This window comes from Anabaena sp. 54 (assembly GCF_017355725.1).
Classification (GTDB): domain Bacteria; phylum Cyanobacteriota; class Cyanobacteriia; order Cyanobacteriales; family Nostocaceae; genus Dolichospermum; species Dolichospermum heterosporum.
The window spans coordinates 44,143-63,821 of sequence record NZ_JAAVWA010000031.1 but is presented as its reverse complement, the minus strand read 5'-3'; the positions used below and the strand labels follow the sequence as shown (position 1 = coordinate 63,821).

General features: G+C 38.6%; 14 protein-coding genes. 4 read left to right on the top strand and 10 right to left on the bottom strand.

Annotated features, from left to right (window positions below; genetic code table 11):
• Positions 1–108: 108 nt before the first annotated feature.
• From HEQ36_RS21390 to HEQ36_RS21380, 3 genes are all read right to left on the bottom strand, one after another.
• Complete coding sequence (locus HEQ36_RS21390) at positions 109–435, bottom strand: iron-sulfur cluster assembly accessory protein (protein ID WP_168634943.1); 327 nt, start codon at positions 433–435, stop codon at positions 109–111.
• A gap of 182 nt (positions 436–617) precedes the next feature.
• A complete protein-coding gene (locus HEQ36_RS21385; RefSeq protein WP_027402060.1) occupies positions 618–1,034 on the bottom strand; it encodes a phosphomannose isomerase type II C-terminal cupin domain in 417 nt (138 codons plus the stop codon).
• Positions 1,035–1,392: 358 nt separating this feature from the next.
• On the bottom strand, positions 1,393–3,246 hold the full coding sequence (locus HEQ36_RS21380; protein WP_168634942.1) for a phosphodiester glycosidase family protein: 1,854 nt from the start codon (positions 3,244–3,246) through the stop codon (positions 1,393–1,395).
• A gap of 1,135 nt (positions 3,247–4,381) precedes the next feature.
• Between HEQ36_RS21380 and HEQ36_RS21375 the strand changes: the two genes are divergently transcribed.
• Positions 4,382–9,067 (top strand): glutamate synthase-related protein, encoded by a 4,686-nt coding sequence (locus HEQ36_RS21375; protein ID WP_168634941.1) that lies wholly within the window; start codon positions 4,382–4,384, stop codon positions 9,065–9,067.
• A gap of 229 nt (positions 9,068–9,296) precedes the next feature.
• On the opposite strand, the gene HEQ36_RS21370 is transcribed toward HEQ36_RS21375, so the two are convergent.
• Both HEQ36_RS21370 and HEQ36_RS21365 read right to left on the bottom strand, forming a co-directional pair.
• Entirely contained in the window at positions 9,297–9,707 is a 411-nt protein-coding gene (locus HEQ36_RS21370; RefSeq protein ID WP_233455369.1) for a hypothetical protein, read from the bottom strand.
• A complete protein-coding gene (locus HEQ36_RS21365; RefSeq protein ID WP_233455368.1) occupies positions 9,650–9,931 on the bottom strand; it encodes a hypothetical protein in 282 nt (93 codons plus the stop codon). Before HEQ36_RS21365 ends, HEQ36_RS21370 begins: the two co-directional genes overlap by 58 nt.
• A gap of 241 nt (positions 9,932–10,172) precedes the next feature.
• On the opposite strand from HEQ36_RS21365, the gene HEQ36_RS21360 reads away from it, so the two are divergent.
• Both HEQ36_RS21360 and HEQ36_RS21355 read left to right on the top strand, forming a co-directional pair.
• Positions 10,173–11,924: an N-6 DNA methylase gene (locus tag HEQ36_RS21360; RefSeq protein WP_168634940.1), complete on the top strand. Its 1,752-nt coding sequence runs from the start codon at positions 10,173–10,175 to the stop codon at positions 11,922–11,924.
• Between the two features lie 3 nt (positions 11,925–11,927).
• On the top strand, positions 11,928–12,632 hold the full coding sequence (locus HEQ36_RS21355; protein ID WP_168634939.1) for a restriction endonuclease subunit S: 705 nt from the start codon (positions 11,928–11,930) through the stop codon (positions 12,630–12,632).
• On the opposite strand, the gene HEQ36_RS21350 is transcribed toward HEQ36_RS21355, so the two are convergent.
• From HEQ36_RS21350 to HEQ36_RS21330, 5 genes are all read right to left on the bottom strand, one after another.
• Positions 12,627–13,457 carry a hypothetical protein gene (locus HEQ36_RS21350; protein WP_168634938.1) on the bottom strand — a complete coding sequence of 277 codons (831 nt, stop codon included), beginning with the start codon at positions 13,455–13,457 and terminating at the stop codon, positions 12,627–12,629. The genes HEQ36_RS21355 and HEQ36_RS21350 overlap by 6 nt on opposite strands.
• A gap of 406 nt (positions 13,458–13,863) precedes the next feature.
• Positions 13,864–14,178: a hypothetical protein gene (locus tag HEQ36_RS21345; protein ID WP_053538431.1), complete on the bottom strand. Its 315-nt coding sequence runs from the start codon at positions 14,176–14,178 to the stop codon at positions 13,864–13,866.
• A 296-nt stretch (positions 14,179–14,474) separates the two neighbouring features.
• Positions 14,475–15,413, bottom strand: coding sequence for a polysaccharide deacetylase family protein (locus tag HEQ36_RS21340; protein WP_168634937.1), 939 nt, complete (start codon positions 15,411–15,413; stop codon positions 14,475–14,477).
• 324 nt (positions 15,414–15,737) lie between these two features.
• Positions 15,738–16,112 carry an EamA family transporter gene (locus HEQ36_RS21335; RefSeq protein ID WP_027402067.1) on the bottom strand — a complete coding sequence of 125 codons (375 nt, stop codon included), beginning with the start codon at positions 16,110–16,112 and terminating at the stop codon, positions 15,738–15,740.
• A 130-nt stretch (positions 16,113–16,242) separates the two neighbouring features.
• Positions 16,243–17,187, bottom strand: coding sequence for a glycosyltransferase family 2 protein (locus tag HEQ36_RS21330; protein ID WP_027402068.1), 945 nt, complete (start codon positions 17,185–17,187; stop codon positions 16,243–16,245).
• 47 nt (positions 17,188–17,234) lie between these two features.
• Between HEQ36_RS21330 and HEQ36_RS21325 the strand changes: the two genes are divergently transcribed.
• Positions 17,235–19,673: a hypothetical protein gene (locus tag HEQ36_RS21325; protein ID WP_168634936.1), complete on the top strand. Its 2,439-nt coding sequence runs from the start codon at positions 17,235–17,237 to the stop codon at positions 19,671–19,673.
• Positions 19,674–19,679 lie beyond the last annotated feature (6 nt).

The following is a 19,679-nucleotide window of genomic DNA, read 5'->3' as shown; positions in this document are numbered from 1 at the left end:
GGGGGAGTTGGGGGAGTTGGGGGAGTTGGGGGAGTTGGGGGAGTTGGGGGAGTTGGGGGAGTTGGGGGAGTTGGGGGGGGGAGAAAGAATTTTCCCAATGACCAATGACTACTGACTAATAGAGAAAGAATTACCACAACTACAGGTTGATGTTGCTTGAGGGTTGTGAAAGCGAAAACCCCCACCCATCAAATCTTCTGAATAATCTATTGATAACTCATTAATGTAATTTATGCTTTCTGGGTCTATAATTACGCGAATATCATGCAACTCTAAAACCTGATCTTGAGATTGTACTGTTGTATCAAAAGCCAGATCATAAAACAAATCAGCACAACCTCCAGATTTGACTCGCAAGCGAAATAAGGTATCTGATGGTTGTTTAGATTTTAAGCGCCCGATTTCATTAATGGCTGTTGGACTGAAATGAATCATGGAATTTTCTTATTAGTCAGTTGTTAGTTGTCAGTTGTTAGTTGTCCGTTGTCCGTTGTCCGTTGTCAGTGATCCGTTGTTTGTTGTCCGTTGTCCGTTGCAAAAGAATATTTCTCTCCCCTGCTCCCCTGCGCCCTGCGCCCTGCTCCCCTGCGCCCTGCTCCCCTGCCCCCTGCCCCTGCCTACTTTTCCGAACGGGCATAATCATCTTGATAGCGAATAATATCATCTTCTCCGAGATATTCGCCATTTTGGACTTCAATTAAAACCAAGGGAATCACACCGGGATTTTCTAACCGATGGGTTGTACATTGGGGGACATAGGTTGATTGATTATTGCTTAATAAGATTTCTTTGTCGCCACAAACTACTTTAGCTGTACCGGAAACAACAATCCAGTGTTCACTGCGGTGGTGGTGCATTTGTAAGCTGAGGCGATGTCCAGGCTTTACTTCAATTCGTTTAATTTTATATCCGCGCCCTTCTTCTAAGACTGTGAAAGAACCCCAAGGACGTAATTCACCAGCAGCAATACTTCTAGCATTAATTGTTGGTTGTAGAGTCAGAGTATTTGGGGCAGTTTCTGATAGTTTAGCCATAGTTACCTCAGATGGAGACATAACAAACCTGTTTTTAGTTAGAACAGTTGATGGAAAAGCGACAAGATTTAGCCACTTTGATAAAGATAGCAAAACTCACCATTGACTGGTAAAGTCCCTGGCGGAAACTAATCTGTCTACATAAAATCTTCATCAAAAAATTAGGGCTTACGCATTGACAAAGTTTCTTAAATATGTAATTCGGATTTTATCTCTTGTAGGGTGCGTCAGACCCGATAATTTGGTAAAAAACAGATTTCCTCTATCTGACGCACCCTACCCAATAAGTTATTCCCAAAGCCGAAAACGACGCGTGCGTAAGTCCTAAGGAATGTGGATTATCTGAATTTTGGTTCACCTACTTAGGAACTTTTGGTGATATGAAAATCCCAATACCATTGTGAACACGGGCTGCTGTACTAGGAGAACGGTCAAGTAACTGACCGCCTAAATAAAGACTGGTAGAACTACCACCGTCTAAATTTAAAGCATTAATACAACCCATTGTTTGCATTAATTTTGCTTGTTCTGCCAAAGTTGGACCACCACCACCAGCCCGACTATGTACAGCAGCAATCATAAGATTACCTGTGGAAGTGGTACAAATACTGCTGCGAACTGCTTGACTTGTCATGAAAGCAGGGCTGAATGTTTCTGCTGGTCCATCTAGAACTATTTGCCGATTTTGGACTAATAGGGGACCTGCACCAATAATGTGGGGGTAGCGACTAAATTCAGGTGTGGTAGTGGTGCTGGTAAGAGAAACTTTTGTCCCAATGGGTAATTGTGGTGTCTGATTGCGGAAGATGAGGAGATAACCATTTTCGGGAATGGGAATGGTAGTTATACCACTTTTACCTCCTGCTAACTGATTGCTTACTTGATTGTTTTCGACAACTACAATAGTTTCATTATCAGCTAAAGGTGTATAAGTATTTCCCCATACTGGAGTATAACGAGCAATACCGCGTTGGACATAGCCAGTATTAAGTAAGGAAATGGGTAGACGTTGATTATTGTTAGTAATTAAGGCTTCTGTGAGGGTGAGCCGACCAAAGTAAAATTGTCCGTTATTATTCCAAGCGATCGCTCCTCGGTTAAGAATTGGACCGGATATCCACTGATTATCTCGCCGAATTGCGCCTAAAGGTAATTTATTATTACGGTTAAAATAACCACCATTAACTGCGGCTACTGCTAAGTAATTTTGAGCAGTTTGGATTAAAGGGGCTGTACCAGTTAATGTTTGCGGATTAGTAATTATAGGCTTAATACTTAATCCCACAGACCGAGGGTTAATATCTAACCAAACCACAGGAAAGCGATCTGTTCCTAAAGTTACCAACTGCTGTCGCCATTGTAATCCCTGCGCCCAAGCAATAGTTTTTTCCACCATGGCATCAGGTTGAATATCAATAACTAAGCGATTGGGTTGGGGAATAGTGCTAACTTGTAGAGACTGACCAAAGGGAATACTAAGACGGAGAATTGTTTGATTATTAACCACTTCCACTTTTTGAATTATTGATACGGAAATGGGTGGTGTAGTGGGTTGAGAGTTATAGCGTTGTATTAAAGTCGGATCAGCAATACCATCTAGGGTAAGCGTCCATTCTCTGTTGGGTGGTGTGGTAGATTTAGAGATAATCTCATCAGGATCTACTACTTTTTTAACTGGTAATTCTTGTCGAATTTGCCAAGGGGTCGCTATATCTAAATCGAGGACAACTCTATCTCCTTTTGGTTGTTTACCCAGACGAATGTTTTTCAGTTGAGAAGGGGGAGTAGAAATTACCAAAGTGTTACCATTAGCTTGAATTTGCCATTTAGCTGTTTGGGCTAATTGAGTAATATCTAAATAACGATATCCTCCGCTAAGATTCGTGTTAAAAATGAGGGGATTTGTCAAGCCAGAAAACCACTGTACTGGTTGTTTGCCAGGATTACTGCTATTGAGTAAATCTATCCCTATTAATTGCTTAACTGCACCATCACTTAGATAAGTTTGTCCTTTAATGGTGGTTGCTGTTGGTTGTAACCATGCTCCTGGTAAAATCCGTCCATTGAGAATAATTTGATTACCAGCACTAACGGAAGTGGGAACGGGAGTTAGTAAACTAGGAGTATCTTGAGCAAATGCCCCATAAGTAGGAGTCAAACACAGTGCTGTTGACAGTAGCGGTAATACAGAATTTAGGATTTTCAAGATCATTGACTGGGTATTTTTAAAAGTTATCAATCAAAACCCAGCCTAGCGAAAATTTATCAGAAAATTTAAAAAATAATTACCTTTTTTAGAAATATTCGTGATATTATTTATCTTGGGTCTGTGTCTCTTATTCAGAGTAGCAGGCAGTTACTATGCTAAAAATACTAGCTGCAATTGTCTTAAATAATACAAATTAATTGGAGCCTGCTATGATACTGTTGGGGGTTAAAGGTGAAATTCGGACACCCTATCCTCATCTCTAAAATTTTAGGTTTTGGGGTTTGAATCTAAAATCTCAAGTTCCTGTGGTTGGTCATGAATAAACAGCCAGAATACAGGGAAAAATAGATATGTTTTAGGAATTGTCAAATGGGCATATAGTGAAAATAGGCTAATTTTTGGGAGCTATCAGTAATCAGCAAAGAACAAGAATAGCTTGCATGGTGTAAGCCGTGAGCAAAAAAACTGCAAACTTCAAAACCGTTGGATTTACAGGTCTTTCTGGATTAGGGTAGTTTGTTTATATAGTGCATTGACACTCTCAGCGGCTAAAGTCAGTGAGATTCTTAGTTCACCGAAACCACTTAATTTAGATTCCTTGCGGTTTCTAAACCAGAGGTGGGGTCTCACCAAGTAGAGCAACCGCCGTTTAATTGTCAAGGTATGGTGTCTGCGATTTAGGCAGCAATTGGGTTTTTAGACAGGTTGATTACCCTTCCTGTATCAATACTTGTCGGTTAAGGAAATGTAGGTTGGGTTGAGCGACAGCGAAACCAAACAAAATCCTTGATAAGGTTGGGTTGAGGAACGAAACCCGACCTACCATATAATGACTTTTCATGCTTAACCGAGTAGTATTGCTTCCTGTATAGGTAATATTATCCATAAAATGCTAAATTATGACAAGAGAAAATAGAAATTGAGTAAGAATTGATGACGGGGATTAAAATTACCGAGTATTCTTGTAAACAAACAAAAAATAAATAGGTATTGATAACACAGCTTTAGTTAAACGTCAAGCTAAAATTGTTATCTCTAAACTTTGGTAATTATGTATTTTTATCCAGTGCCAAAACTGAGAAAATTTCCCTTTAGCAGTAATAACAACATCTGTACCTCAACATTTCAGGAATAGAGTATGAATCATCAACCATCGAATCAGGGTCAGCAAATTACAGTGTCAGATACTAATTTTCCAGATACATATCCAGGACAAAAGTGGTTAGTAGAAGAAAGGGATGCTTGTGGAGTCGGGTTTATTACCCATCGTCAAAATATTGCCAGTCATGAAATTTTGGATCAAGCCTTAACTGCTTTAACTTGCTTAGAACATAGAGGGGGTTGTAGTGCTGACCAAGATTCTGGAGATGGTGCGGGGATATTAACAGCGATTCCTTGGGAATTATTGGCACAAGATCACAATAATGCGATTGATTTTTCTAATCTGAGTAATATGGCGGTGGGGATGATATTTTTTCCCCAAGACGCAACAGCCGCCAAATCTGCTAAGGCTGCATTTGCACAAATAGCAGCAGAAGAGAGATTAACTATACTGGGCTGGCGAGTAGTTCCGGTGCGTCCAGAAGTATTAGGGATGCAAGCAAAAGAAAATCAACCCCAAATAGAACAGGTTATAATTTCTTGTGCTGATAAGAGCGGTGATGAACTAGAAAGAGAATTGTATATTGCCCGTCGCCGCATTATGCAAGCGGGTAGAAAAATTTCTGAAGATTTTTATGTCTGTTCCTTGTCTAGTCGGACAATTGTTTATAAAGGCATGGTGCGTTCCGCTGTCTTGGGGGATTTTTACGAAGATCTAAAAAATCCGGCTTTTAAAGTGGCATTTGCAGTATATCATCGCCGCTTTAGTACCAATACGATGCCTAAATGGCCTTTAGCCCAACCAATGCGGTTATTAGGTCATAACGGAGAAATTAACACCCTGTTGGGGAATATTAATTGGATGATGGCACGGGAAGCCACCCTTAGTCATCCGATTTGGGAAGATCGGTTTGACGAACTCAAACCAATGGTCAACATTGATAATAGTGATTCTGCTACTTTAGATAATGTACTAGAGTTGTTGGTGCGTTCGGGACGCAGCCCTTTAGAAGGGTTAATGATGATGGTTCCCGAAGCGTATAAAAATCAACCTTCCTTGGCTGAATATCCCGAAATTGTGGATTTTTATGAATATTACAGCGGTTTGCAAGAAGCATGGGATGGACCCGCGCTGTTAGTATTTAGCGATGGCAAAAAAGTTGGAGCAACATTAGATCGTAATGGTTTAAGACCTGCGCGTTATGTCATTACCAAAGATGATTATATTGTTGTTGCCTCCGAAGCTGGAGTTGTGGATTTCCCAGAAGAAAACATTCTCGAAAAAGGTAGACTCGGTCCAGGACAAATGATTGCGGTGGATTTAAACACCCAAGAAATCCTCAAGAACTGGGAGATTAAACAGCGCATTGCTAAACAACATCCTTATGGCGAATGGTTGCAACAATACCGCCAAGAATTGAGTAAGTTAGTGAAGGGTAAGTCTGTAGTTAATGGCAATGGTAACGGTAATGGGCATTTGTCAACAAACAACGAACAACTGACAACTGACAAAATTGATTCACAAGTCTTATTACAACAGCAAATTGCCTTTGGCTACACCATAGAAGATGTGGAAATGGTGATTCACCCTATGGCTAGTACGGGTGCAGAAGCAACTTTCTGTATGGGAGATGATATTCCTTTAGCGGTATTGTCAGAAAAATCCCATTTGCTGTATGACTATTTTAAACAGCGGTTTGCCCAAGTTACTAATCCAGCGATTGACCCTTTACGGGAAAAGTTGGTGATGTCGCTGACGGTGGAATTGGGTGAAAAGGGGAATTTATTAGAACCTAAACCGGAATACGCCCGCAGACTCAAGTTGGAGTCTCCTGTACTCACTCAAACAGAGTTAGAAACTATTAAGTTGTCAGGATTTGCAACGGCTGAATTGTCAACTTTATTTCCCATAGCCACAGGACCAGATGGTTTAAAAACGGCTGTGGAATCTTTGCAAAAACAAGCTGCGGAATCGGTGCGGGCTGGTGCGAAGATTCTCATATTAAGTGACAGAACAGGTACAGGGATTGCGGCAGAATATACCTATATTCCTCCTTTATTAGCCATTGGTGCGGTTCACCATCACTTAATCCGTGAAGGGTTACGGATGAAAACATCCTTAATTGTGGATACAGCCCAATGTTGGAGTACCCATCATTTTGCCTGTTTGTTGGGTTATGGTGCGGGGGCGGTTTGTCCCTATATGGCTTTAGATACTGTAACTGCTTGGTGGCATGAACCCAAAACTCAGCAGTTTATGACTAGGGGCAAAATTGCCACTCTGACTTTAAATCAAGCCGTAGAAAATTATCGCAAAGCTATAGAATCGGGTTTGCTGAAAATCCTCTCGAAGATGGGTATTTCCCTACTTTCCAGTTATCAAGCGGCGCAAATATTTGAAGCTATTGGGATTGGTGGTGATTTGTTGGCTTTGGGTTTCCGGGGAACAACTTCCCGGATTGGTGGTTTAAGTGTGAGTGAATTAGCACAAGAGGTGTTATCTTTCCACAGTAAGGCTTTCCCGGAATTGACGGCGAAGAAGTTGGAAAACTTAGGTTTTGTCCAATACCGTCCCGGTGGTGAATACCACATGAATAGCCCAGAATTGGCGAAGTCGCTGCATAAGGCTGTCAATGGTAAGCAGTATGACCATTATGAGGTTTATAAGCAACATCTGCACAATCGTCCGGTAACGGCGCTGCGTGATTTGCTAGATTTCCAAAGCGAGCGCTCACCAATTCCTTTGGAAGAGGTGGAGTCAGTTAATGATATTGTTAAACGTTTCTGTACTGGTGGGATGTCTTTAGGGGCGTTATCACGAGAAGCACATGAAACTTTAGCGATCGCTATGAATCGCATTGGTGGTAAATCTAATTCTGGTGAAGGTGGGGAAGATCCGGTTCGTTACAACGTTTTAAATGATGTTGATACCGCTGGTAAATCTCCTACTCTGCCTCATCTCAATGGGTTGAGAAATGGTGACACGGCTGCAAGTGCCATTAGACAAATTGCCTCAGGACGGTTCGGTGTTACTCCCCAATACTTAGCCACAGCCCAACAACTAGAAATCAAAATTGCCCAAGGTGCAAAACCAGGAGAAGGTGGACAGCTACCTGGACCCAAAGTAAGCCCTTATATTGCCATGTTGCGGCGTTCTAAGCCGGGTGTAACTTTGATTTCCCCGCCACCCCACCATGATATTTATTCGATTGAAGATTTAGCCCAGTTGATTTTTGACTTGCACCAAATTAACCCCACAGCCCAAGTTTCTGTGAAATTAGTCGCAGAAATCGGGATTGGCACAATTGCTGCGGGTGTGGCTAAAGCTAACGCCGATATTATCCAAATTTCGGGACATGATGGCGGTACAGGTGCATCACCCCTCTCTTCGATTAAACACGCTGGTAGTCCCTGGGAATTGGGGTTAACGGAAGTACATCGGGTATTAATGGAAAACAGCTTGCGCGATCGCGTCATCTTGCGGGTAGATGGTGGTCTGAAAAGCGGCTGGGATGTCCTAATTGGGGCGTTAATGGGGGCGGAGGAGTTTGGGTTCGGTTCTATAGCTATGATTGCGGAAGGCTGCATTATGGCGCGGATTTGCCACACTAATAATTGTCCTGTGGGGATAGCTTCTCAAAAAGAAGAAATGCGGAAACGGTTTACTGGCATTCCCGAACACGTTGTTAATTTCTTCTACTTCATCGCGGAAGAGGTGCGGAGTCTGTTGGCTAAATTGGGATATCGTTCTTTATCAGAAGTAATTGGTCGCGCTGATTTATTAACGGTGCGTTCTGAAGTTAGACTGAATAAAACCCAAGCTTTGAATTTGGATTGTTTAACTAAGCTGCCAGATGCAAAAGTTAATCGTAGTTGGTTGGTGCATGAAAAAGTTCACAGCAATGGACCAGTTTTAGATGATCAGTTACTAGCTGATGCAGATATTCAAGCCGCGATTCAGAATCAGGGTGAAGTTAGTAAAACCGTTACCGTCGTAAATACTGATAGAACGGTCGGCGCGAGGTTAACTGGGGCGATCGCTCATAAATACGGTGACAACGGCTTTACAGGGCAAATAAACCTGAATTTCCAGGGAAGTGTGGGGCAAAGCTTCGGCGCATTTAACCTGGATGGTGTGATTCTCAACTTAGTAGGGGAAGCAAACGACTATGTTGGTAAGGGCATGAACGGTGGGGAAATTATTATTAAGCCCCCAGCCAATGCCACCTATAACCCAGCAGAAAACGTGATTGTAGGGAATACCTGCCTTTATGGGGCGACTGGTGGGGTGTTATTTGCCAATGGTTTAGCCGGAGAACGGTTTGCGGTGCGGAACTCTAAAGGTACAGCCGTAATTGAAGGGGCTGGTGATCACTGCTGCGAGTATATGACTGGTGGTGTAATTGTGGTTCTGGGTAAAGCTGGCCGCAACGTGGGTGCAGGTATGACAGGCGGATTGGCTTATTTCCTTGATGAAGTCGGTAATTTCCCTGATTTTGTCAATCATGCGATCGTCAAAGTGCAACGGGTTGTGAGTGAAGCAGGTGCAAAACAATTGTATGAGTTAATTCAAACTCATGCCCAGAAAACGGGTTCACCCAAGGCACAGGAAATTATTGCTAATTGGGAAGTATATTTACCTAAGTTCTGGCAATTAGTACCACCTTCTGAATCTGATAGTCCAGAAGCCAAAGTAGCAGAAAAACAATTGAGTTCTGTGTAATTTGTCTGAATCAGGATGTACAGGATTTGAGGATTTACAGGATTTAATTAAATACTTTATCCTGTTTATCCTTTAATCCTTTTTTGTCTGAATCAGGATGTCCAGGATTTGAGGATTTCCAGGATTTAATTAATAACTAGACATCTCCAGAAATTTAATTTCCTTACAACAACCGGAGCTTTTTAGGTTAAATTTCCGAGGTGTCTATTGCATTTGCAAGAAGTAGTACCTACGAGCAAAGTTGGATAATTTGAGTTTGCAAGGCGAGTTTTTCATCTACACCAGATTTGAGCATTAGCTCAAGTTCCAATAGCATTTTTAAACTATTTTTCAGCTTGTTTACACAACAATTAGCAACCTCTTGGCGGATGTAATACAAGCGTTTGGGATTTTTCACGTCTGCAAGTTGGGCGATCGTATTGTCGTCTTGACACCCTGTGATGATCATCTGTTTGACTGTTAGCCAAGTGCGAAAGGTTGTAGTCAGGGTAGCGGTAATCTTTAAAGCTGGTTCGTTACAGTTAATTAAGTGTTCAACAAATTCTAATGCTTGAGCAATGTTACCCAAGCGAATGGCGTTGGCTAGTTGTAAACTATTAGCAGAATGGACTCCAACTGCAACAAAATTTCTTTTGAACACACTCCCAGTAATGTGCTGTTGGGCAAATGTACTAATCTTCCTCTACTCCCAACTGGTGGTGTCATGATATCGGATAATGCTTGAGGAATGGTTTCTTTAGATTCTGGGGGGTATTCTGTATGGTTGAAGTTTGCCCATTGTTGATCTAGAGTGTGGGTTTTTAGTTGTTTGATGGTGCGAGTTAGAAAGAATTCGTTTTCACTAAAGTACAAGTATGTTGGCATGGTAGTACGGCAATTGTATTGTCGTACATGAGCGTTAGCTCTAAGCCTACTATAATTTTGTTTGCATGGGAAAGCAGTCATTCAACAAAATGGCACTTTCGTTCTTCAACTTGGGTTACTTAATGTCATATTGAAATCACTGCTGACAAACTGTCAAAGATAGTTGACGTTCAGTCAAGAGTGTATGATAATGTTTTACACAAGTCAATATATCTGTCTGTCGTGCTTTCAAAATCATACAATGCCCCATCTAAGAAGCTTTTATGTAGTACATCCTGATGATTGGCTGCTTCAAGAGTTCAGTCTAGGGATTCAGAACCGTTCTAAAGAATCAATTCGTCAGTGGATACTCCGAGAACTTCTAGAAACTTATAACTACCCAACTGGCTGGTTAGAAAATCAAATCAGTTTAGTTGACTCTGAAAGTTTGGAGTTAGAAGTTGAAGACTTTTTTGGGATTCGTTTGTTAACAACTAATGGAGAACCTTTTTTTTGGATTTCTATTAGCGAGGAAAATGAATTAGAAAAGGCTGAAAATCGTCTAGTATCAATTCTTATAAAGAGTAACACCGCTGGAGTGGGCATCGTAACAGATGGAACTGATCAAGGTACTAAATTTTTACGCCGTCGATTTGATAGTGACAAGTGTGAATATATTGTTGATATTGAGGTTTACTCTCAACCAGATGCTTTGTCTAGTTTAAAGCTGAACACAGTTGATGATGATATTACTACTTCTAGTAGGCTGCTAATGTTATCGGAGCGTGTTGAGAATGTTTTCTTTGAAATTCATAGCCACATAAGAGATATTGACGGATTTCATCCAGATGAAGCACTTGATGAGGTATGCAAAATCCTATATGTAAAATTATATGACGAGGAAATGACAAAACCTAATGAAGTCTATCGTTTACAGAAGGTTTTATATGGCTCAACTGAGGAATTTGCCGCAGTCATTAGAGGCTTATATATGGAGGCAACTGAATACGATACACGAGTCTTTAGCCTTAAAATTCCAGCTTATCAACGTTCACGTGGGGTATTTAATACAAAATTACGCCTTTCTAGTCCAGCTTTAGTAAAAATTGTAGAAGTTCTTCAAAATTACGATATTAGCCATTCTGACACCGATGTTAAGGGGCGTGCATTTCAAAAAGTTATAAATCCTGTCATACGTGCTGGTATGGGTCAATATTTCACACCTGACCCAGTAGTACGATTCATGGTTAATATAACTCGTCCCCAGATTTCTGATTTGATACTTGATCCATTTTGTGGATCTGCCCATTTCTTGACAGCTTGTTTGCAGTTCGTAAGAAGCCAAAATAGATCTGGCGCAGAAAAATCTTTACATGAATTTGCTTTTGGCAAGTTACATGGTATTGAAAAAAGTGACCGAATGGTTCGCGTTGCGATGACTGATATGCGACTTCAAGGTGACGGGCATAGCAATATCAGATGTACAGATGCGCTATTAGAATTTTCAAATTATCCTGATTTAAAATCAAGTTCATTTGACCTGATCTTGACTAATCCGCCATTTGGCTCAGTGCTTGGATCAGATGCCATTTCTCAAATAGGAGAATCTTGTCTTTCTAAAGGGAGAAAGACCTGTCAATTAGAAGTTTTAGGAATTGAGAGAAGCATTAAATTTTTAAGACCAAGTGGGCGAATTGGAATCGTTTTACCTGATGGAATTTTTGCTAATCGGAGTTCTAAATATGTTCGTGACTGGTTGCAAGAGGAGGCTAAAATACGTGCTGTTATAAGTCTTCCTGTTGAGACATTCTCTCCATTTGGAGCAAACATTAAAACCAGCATTCTTATTGCTCGTAAGTGGCGTAAAGATGAAAAGAAAAATCAAGACTATTCTATTTTTATAGCTCGAATTGATGATGTTGGATATGACGCATCTGGACGAGCTAGAAATACTTCAGATTTTGGCAAGGTGGTTGAAGAATATGAATACTTTCTCTTAAAAGAAGGATGGTAAGTTATGTGGATTGGAAAAGCTTCGATATCTGATTTTCAGAAAAAATCTTGTTGGAAAGTTGAGTTTTTTTGTAATGAAGGAACTAGTATTTCTAATAGCATATTTGAATTGGTATCGCTTCAAGAAATTGTAACTGAGCGTAAGGAAACATTGAATCCTCAAGCAAGTCCAGACAAGCTTTTAAATTATATAGGGCTTGAAAACGTTCAATCCTTAACAGGGGATCTAATTGACTTTCGTTCAAAATATGGAAAAGAGATTCGTTCAAGATCAAAGGTTTTCCAAAAGGGGGATATTCTTTACGGTAGGCTTAGACCATATTTGAATAAGGTGTATTTAGTTGAGGAATTCATTTCGGAAGGAATTTGCTCAGGTGAATTTTATGTTTTAAAGCCGAATACCAATAAGGTTTTACCAAATTTTTTAAGGGCTATTCTTGCATCACAATATGTTCAACAGTATGTTCAGAACCTACAAACTGGGTCTGCACTCCCTCGTCTTCAACTTCAAGATTTACTAGAAATAGAGATACCCTTACCTCTGATCGAAATACAGCAAGAGTATGAAGAGTTTTTAATTCAAGAAAACTCGTACAGACGAAAATTATCAATTGAATTATCTGAACTTCCGCAAAAAATTGTAGATACTGTTGTTCATGCTCTTGAACATGGTGAAAAACCATGTAAGGTTTTAGTAGAAAAACTATAAAATCAACCTAAGTTTCTCTCGATACTCTGGATATTTTTCTCTGATTGAGCTAATAATTTCTACCTTGTTAAGTCCTTTGGTTTGTATTCCTAAATCTTGTGCAATAGCCTTCCACTCGTTTAATAAATATTGATTAGCTTCTTCATCAGGATAATTTCTGTGAGTAAACGAAATATAAGCATGAGCATCATCATCATTAGCTCGAAATCTCCGAAATTCTTGTCTTGCAGCATCTGAATCTGTTTTAATCATCCGGACTAATCCGCCAAAATTTGCTGCATAAGATACGTTTGCACCACGACATGAACTTGGTCCTGAAAGTCTTTCCCTTGTCCCTGCTGCATTAAGAGGTTCGCCATGATGTTGACAGATGGTGGGATCGCAATGGTCAGGGCAAGAATTTCTATCTACAAAAGAGCCGCCACGAGCTAAATGTAAAGCATCTCTTAAAGATGCCACAGAGCGAGCTTTTCCAATAAAATGGTCAAGAATATATGGGTAAACCTGTCGAGAAATAGCTGTATCTACTGCCTCCCAAGTCCAAATTAGAATAAGCAATAAATCTTCTTCGCCAAGTTTTTCAAGCAATTCATCAAAGTGTCCTTTAGATTCATCCGCTAAAATATTCATTGATTTAGCTTCAATTCGTAATAGCTCGCCAGTTCGTGTGTCCGAATCCCAATCAGAATCTTTTAAGACACAGGCAAAGTCATTGTAGCCATGATCGGAAAACCAACCCAATTCATAAGCATAGGACTCAGGATCAACTGTTGACAAAACTTTGTTGGTGTGGAAACCCCAGAGAGCTTCCAGAAGAGAACCCATTCCGCTGCCCCTTCTACCTCCTCTCGTTTTTAGGAGAAAACGAGACATTTGATTGATTCGCTTACACGCCATAGGAGTTGCTTTTATGATTGCAATGGCGGCATTCTCAGGTGTCACTATAAACTCACTCGTAATTTAGCAGTAGTATTTTACAACAAAAGTGTTAAGTAGACGTGAACCTGAGATATAAGATATAAGATATAAGTAAGTACGATTCGTTCTGGAGAAACTCAGTTTTTTGGGCGGATTTCAGGCTTTAGTAGAGTAACTCTTATATTGTATGCCTATGCCATAGAGGTGACTTTCTAGCTTAGGCATCCAGGTAGCTTGGAGAGAAAAAAATTATAGGCGATCGCCTATGGTAATGGAGTGGGCGATCGCTCTCATCATTAGTATAATCCCCCACTCAAAACAAACTCAACTGCTTTCCCACATCACCTTGAGGCTCAACAACCGAAAGTAACTCATCTCGTTTTTTAGCCATCAACTCCAAATAATACCCACTGGAATAGCTTTCAGAATTAGTCAGTCCCCGAACTCCTTGATAAAACGTCACAACATCCCCAGTATTACCCAGAACCAAAAGAGCCTTTTCACCCTTCTTAATTTTCCGAGTAACCTGTAACTGTTCCACAGGAAAATCACCAGAACGAATAACCTTGGTTAATTCTTTGAGTCTGAGTCGTTCCCTGGTGAGATAATCGAGAATACTTAATCCCACTCATTGCGTATTTGGAGATGTCTACTTTATCTGTATTTATCCTGTTTATCCTTTCATCTTTTTTGTCTGAATCAGGATGTCCAGGATTTAAGGATTTACAGGATTTAATTACGATTATGTGCATCTTCATCCAGAATTGGTATAAGCTGAGAAACATTTAATTTGCATAATTAAAACAGGCAGGATGCCTGTTCCACAAGAGTTTTAGTTGTGAGCAATATACAATCTAAATGTCCAACAGCTTATTCATCCTGTTCATCCTTTAATCCTGGTTATCCTGATTCTGACATTTTTATTTATGGTTTCTTCGCTTTTTGAGATTTCTGGGATTTTTGGGCAACTAACTGGGGATATTGATCTTGCATTTCTAAAAGTTCGGGAACAGTCACAAATTCATAACCCTGTTTCCGAAACCTGCTAATGATTTCTGGTAAGGCTTTGACAGTGTGAGAGCGATCGCCACCACCATCGTGCATTAACACAATACCCCCTGGCTTGGCTTCCCTAAAGATGTTATTAATTAGTCTTGGTACACCCGGACGTGAATAGTCCATAGAATCAGACGACCACATAATAACAGCATATTTATTACTTTTAGCATAAGCCGCTACTCCATTCCTCATGTTTCCTCCTGGTGGACGAAACAGACTGGTTTTTATACCAGTAGTCTTATAAATTATGTCTGTTGTATTAGCAACTTCGTAAGCTGCTGTCTGTGCATTCATGTGATGATACCAATGATGCCAAGTATGATTAGCAATAATATGACCATCTGTAACTACCCGTTTTGTTAAATCTGGATAGTTTTTGACATTTTGTCCAACAACAAAAAATGTTCCCTTAATATTATTTTTCTTGAGAATATCTAATACTTTGGCGGTGCTACTAGGCCAAGGTCCGTCATCAAACGTTAGGGCAATAACTTTGTTTCCTGGGGGAAGTTTAGCCTCGCTAATGACAATCCCTTGAAAGTTAGATGGTACATCAGTGGAAACCCCTTTGGCTTGTGCTTCTTGTTGCCAAGTGGTAAGCATTTCTGTTTTAAATTCCTCTAACCGCTGCTGAGTTTTCACATTAGCTGCAATATCTTTATTTTTAACAATTACACCTTGACTTTGAGCATCAGAGATTTTCGCTTTGAATAAAATCATCAAAGCAATGCTTAAAGTGCCAGTTAGTCCAAGTATTGCAATTAATATTCCCTGCGTTCCAAAAAAAGACTTATTATTTTCCACAGTGTAACTCCTTCAAGGGGCGAGCAACCATTGATGGCAGTGATAGCTCTGACGGTAGGTTATAACACATTTTTCTAAAAATTGAGGTAGTTTACCATACTCTGAAGTATGATGTCCTTGGTATTCATGTACATTCTGTTGATTGAACTCATGATTCACTATTAAAGAAAAAATGATAATTAACTCAAGATAGTTTCTCATTTACGAATGAGATTTAGTAGTTACATTAGCTACTAATCTAACCTTGAGTGGATATACTTTTATCATAGATTGATAACTTTTCCATAATAGTGGATTTAGCAGAAAAAATTAACATTTGTTCTGTTAAGTTGATTTTTTCCAAATCACTAATATCACTCCAGTGACAATCAAACCTAGTCCAAAAACACGGGTTAGAGAAATAGGTTCTTTTAAAACAAAGTAACCTAGTAATACAGAAAATATATAACCAATGGATACAGCAGGGGCAGCAACGCTGAGATTGATTCTGGTTAGGAGTAATATATAGGTTACTGCACCAATACCATAACAGGTTAATCCTAATAAAACTTCTGGTATGGTGATCATGTTGAGAATGAGATTAATAATGTTTCCTATATGAACTTTACCTAATTTAATCGCCCCCATTTTCAAAAAAAATTGTCCTGCTACACTAATAAGAACTGATATTAGCAGTAAACTAAATTCTGGTATTGACACTGATATTGCCTTAATTTTATTGATAACGGTGATTGGTGGGATGAAATACAATGGAGGGCGCAGACCCTGCGCCCCTAGGTTTTTGAGATTTAAAACTATTGAATAGTATTATTTTTTTTAAGTCAACATTTTAGTTTTTTGTAAAGCCTCCACTTTCTTTTAATGTATAAAGAGGACGACCTTTCACTTCTTCATATATTCTGCCAATATATTCACCTAAAATACCAATACAGACTAATTGGACTGAACCCAAGAAAAACATGGAAATTGTAATTAATGTGTAACCAATTAAGTGAGAGACTGGGGCAAAGATTCGCCAATAAAGCACTAATACTATCATAATCATAGCGATCGTAGCTGAGATAATACCTAAGTAGGTTGCCAGTCGTAAGGGAACTGTAGAGAAAGAGATAATACCATCAATTGCCAGGGATAAAGATTTACCAAAAGTATATTTTACATCTCCCGCAAACCGAGGGTTTCTTTCAAAAAGTACAGAGGTTTGTCGAAAACCTACCCAAGCACGTAACCCGCGAACATAACGGTTGCGTTCTGGCATAGAATTCAAGATATCTACTACTTGTCTATCCATTAAGCAAAAATCGCCTGTATCTACAGGAATATCAACTTTAGCCAAGCGTCGAAGCAGACGATAAAAAAGGTATGCCGTTAAGCGTTTTAGCCAACCTTCCTTTTGACGGGATATGCGTTGAGCGTATACTACTTGGTATTCTTGATGCCATTTTTCGATCATTGTTAAAATTAATTCTGGTGGATCTTGAAGATCGGCATCCATAACAATGATACATTTACCTTGGACAAAGTTCAAACCGGCGGTAACGGCGATTTGATGCCCAAAATTCCGGGCGAGACTGAGGTAATGGACTCGATGATCACGGTGATGTAATTCGCGCATCATACTTAAAGAGCGATCGCGGCTACCATCATCAATTAAAATTAATTCCACATCACCGTCTAACTGTTCCATAACATCATGTAACCGGCGATACATCTCCATGATGTTTTCTTCTTCGTTATAAATGGGGATAACTAGGGAGTAGATGGGCTGATTGATCATGATAAAATTTATTGAAAATTTAATTGCCTGAAAATAAAAATATAATGAATTATTCCTCTTATCTAAAAATCAATAAAGACTATATCATACTATTAACCATCTGGTTAATAGGATTAATGATAGATAGAACATGGTTTTTCTTAGATGAATCTATTCCAGCTTATGATCAAAGCGCACATTTAACGGGAGCATTACATCATTATCGGATTTTTCAAAACTTAAATATCTTATCAGGTGATTGGTGGTTATCTCTATGGCAATTAACCCCTAGTTATCGCGCTCCTTTTGTATATATTTGTACTGTACCCTTTTTAGTATTGTTTGGTAAGGGTCATGATCAAGCAAGTTTAGTCAATTTGGTATATACAGCGGTAATTATTTTATCAGTATATCATTTAGGGAATTATTTATTTCAAAACCGAAAAATTGGCATCACAGCCAGCATATTTTGCTTGTTATTTCCCATTATGGGAATTATCCGCACAGATTATTTATTAGATTATGGTTTGACGGCTATTGTCATAGCTACTTTCACAGTTTTAACAATTTGGAAAGATAGTTATAGTGGGTTTTTATCATGGATATTAACTCTTTTGCTAGGAACAGGAATAGGGTTGATTATGTTATCTAAACCCACAGGTTTTATTTTTATTCTCATTCCTAGTATCTGCACATTAATTATTTTTATCAGCAAACGTAAATTTATTAAACTAATTCAAACAGGATTATCTTTAATTTTAGCTTGGTTGATTGCTGGTTCTTGGTATAGTGTAAATTGGTTAACTATTATTACTTCTGCCTTAAATGCTAATCATGTGGGAATAGGAGAAGGTGATCCATCTGCAACAACAATTGCTGGTTGGTTATATTATCCGCAAGCTATTCCTGAAACAGTTGGTTTTCCGATATTATTTGTAAGTATTGGTATTTTCTTAATTTATCTGTTTAAACGTCGGGTTACTCAAAATGTATTGCCAGATAATTTATCAAAATCCGCGTTAACTTGGTTATTTATTTCTCTAATTAGTAGTTATATAATTTGTTCCTTGGGGACAAATAAAGATATTAGATTTATTCTGCCTTGTTTTCCGGTAATTAGTTTAATTTTGGCTTACTTCTTTAACTTGATTGACAATATCTGGTTTAATAAATTAAGATTAGCAACTTTTGTATTAAGTGGGATAATTTTACTCAATAATTTATTCCCCTTACCCCTAATTCAAGCATGGGGAGGAAAACATTTACCAAATGATGAGAGTAAAAAATATCCCCTTGCGGAATTAATGGAGAAAATCAATCAAACTACTCCATATTTAAGAACAACTTTGGGAGTAATTCCAGTTTCTACACCCCAAGTTAATGAATTTACTTTAGATTATTTCGGGACATTAGCTGATTTTCGCATTTATGGAAGAAAATTAACTATGAAATTATCTCAGGTAAATCAGGATTTACAGTATTTATCGTGGTATGTCACCAAAGATAATGAACCAGATGAACCAGGAGAAAAGGGAGAAACAAAACGCAAATTAAAATCTTTAGTAGAAGCTGATCCTGAGTTAAAATTACAGAATGATTGGGTATTACCTCATGGTGATAAATTACGATTATATCATCGCAAAAATCCTCATGTAGTTGTTGAAAAATTAAATGTTGATAACAAGCCACTTGCTTTAGAAAAAGTAATAATTGCTAATGAAGTAATTACAAATCAAAATAACTCAGTTACCTATCAAATTACAGGTTCATGGGATGAATTGCAAAATGGTTTGTTACTGTTGAAATGGCAAAATGGACAATCAGCTTGGTATCATGATCATGCGATCGCACTAGGTAATTTATATTGTGGTATAAAATGTCATCCTCAAGGAAATTTTCGAGTAATTGAGAATCTCGCTACATTTATTCCCAAGGAATTACCGCTAGGAAAATATCAACTATCCGCACTATATTTAGATAAAATTAATGGCAAAATTACACCTTTAAATATTCCTAATATAATTGTTAATGTTACAGATACAGGAAAACTAGAAAAAACACCACCTTTAGATTTAGTTTCCCGAATGTCACAATTGGCAGTAGACTTACAACAGGGAAAATTAGATAATATCTTTGTGCAAATAGATAATTTTAATCAATATGATCCTACTCAAGATTATTTAAAACAAATTGAATTTGCTACTAATTATTACCTAGAGAATGAACCAAATAATCTGAATTGGCGTTATACTTTGGTTTTATCACAACTTTTACAGCGCAAAGCACCGGAATTAATTCAGAATTTAACAGAATTAACTAAATATGATCGTCACAATCCCTATACTTGGCTTTATTTAGCATTTGTTTATTTGTATGACTTTCAACCCAAACAAGCCGAAAAGCAGTTGATAATAGCAGAAAAATTAAAACCAGATATACCAGAATTAAAGACTTTAAAAACAGTTACAAATATCATGAAATTTCTCCCATTAATTCATTTATAAAATATG

Excerpts from the sequence above, each read along its gene's own strand:
- HEQ36_RS21390 (WP_168634943.1), bottom strand. The coding sequence starts at position 435 with ATGATTCATTTCAGTCCAACAGCCATTAATGAAATCGGGCGCTTAAAA.
- HEQ36_RS21385 (WP_027402060.1), bottom strand. The coding sequence starts at position 1,034 with ATGGCTAAACTATCAGAAACTGCCCCAAATACTCTGACTCTACAACCA.
- HEQ36_RS21380 (WP_168634942.1), bottom strand. The coding sequence starts at position 3,246 with ATGATCTTGAAAATCCTAAATTCTGTATTACCGCTACTGTCAACAGCA.
- HEQ36_RS21375 (WP_168634941.1), top strand. The coding sequence starts at position 4,382 with ATGAATCATCAACCATCGAATCAGGGTCAGCAAATTACAGTGTCAGAT.
- HEQ36_RS21365 (WP_233455368.1), bottom strand. The coding sequence starts at position 9,931 with ATGCCAACATACTTGTACTTTAGTGAAAACGAATTCTTTCTAACTCGC.
- HEQ36_RS21360 (WP_168634940.1), top strand. The coding sequence starts at position 10,173 with ATGCCCCATCTAAGAAGCTTTTATGTAGTACATCCTGATGATTGGCTG.
- HEQ36_RS21355 (WP_168634939.1), top strand. The coding sequence starts at position 11,928 with ATGTGGATTGGAAAAGCTTCGATATCTGATTTTCAGAAAAAATCTTGT.
- HEQ36_RS21350 (WP_168634938.1), bottom strand. The coding sequence starts at position 13,457 with ATGGGTTCTCTTCTGGAAGCTCTCTGGGGTTTCCACACCAACAAAGTT.
- HEQ36_RS21325 (WP_168634936.1), top strand. The coding sequence starts at position 17,235 with ATGAATTATTCCTCTTATCTAAAAATCAATAAAGACTATATCATACTA.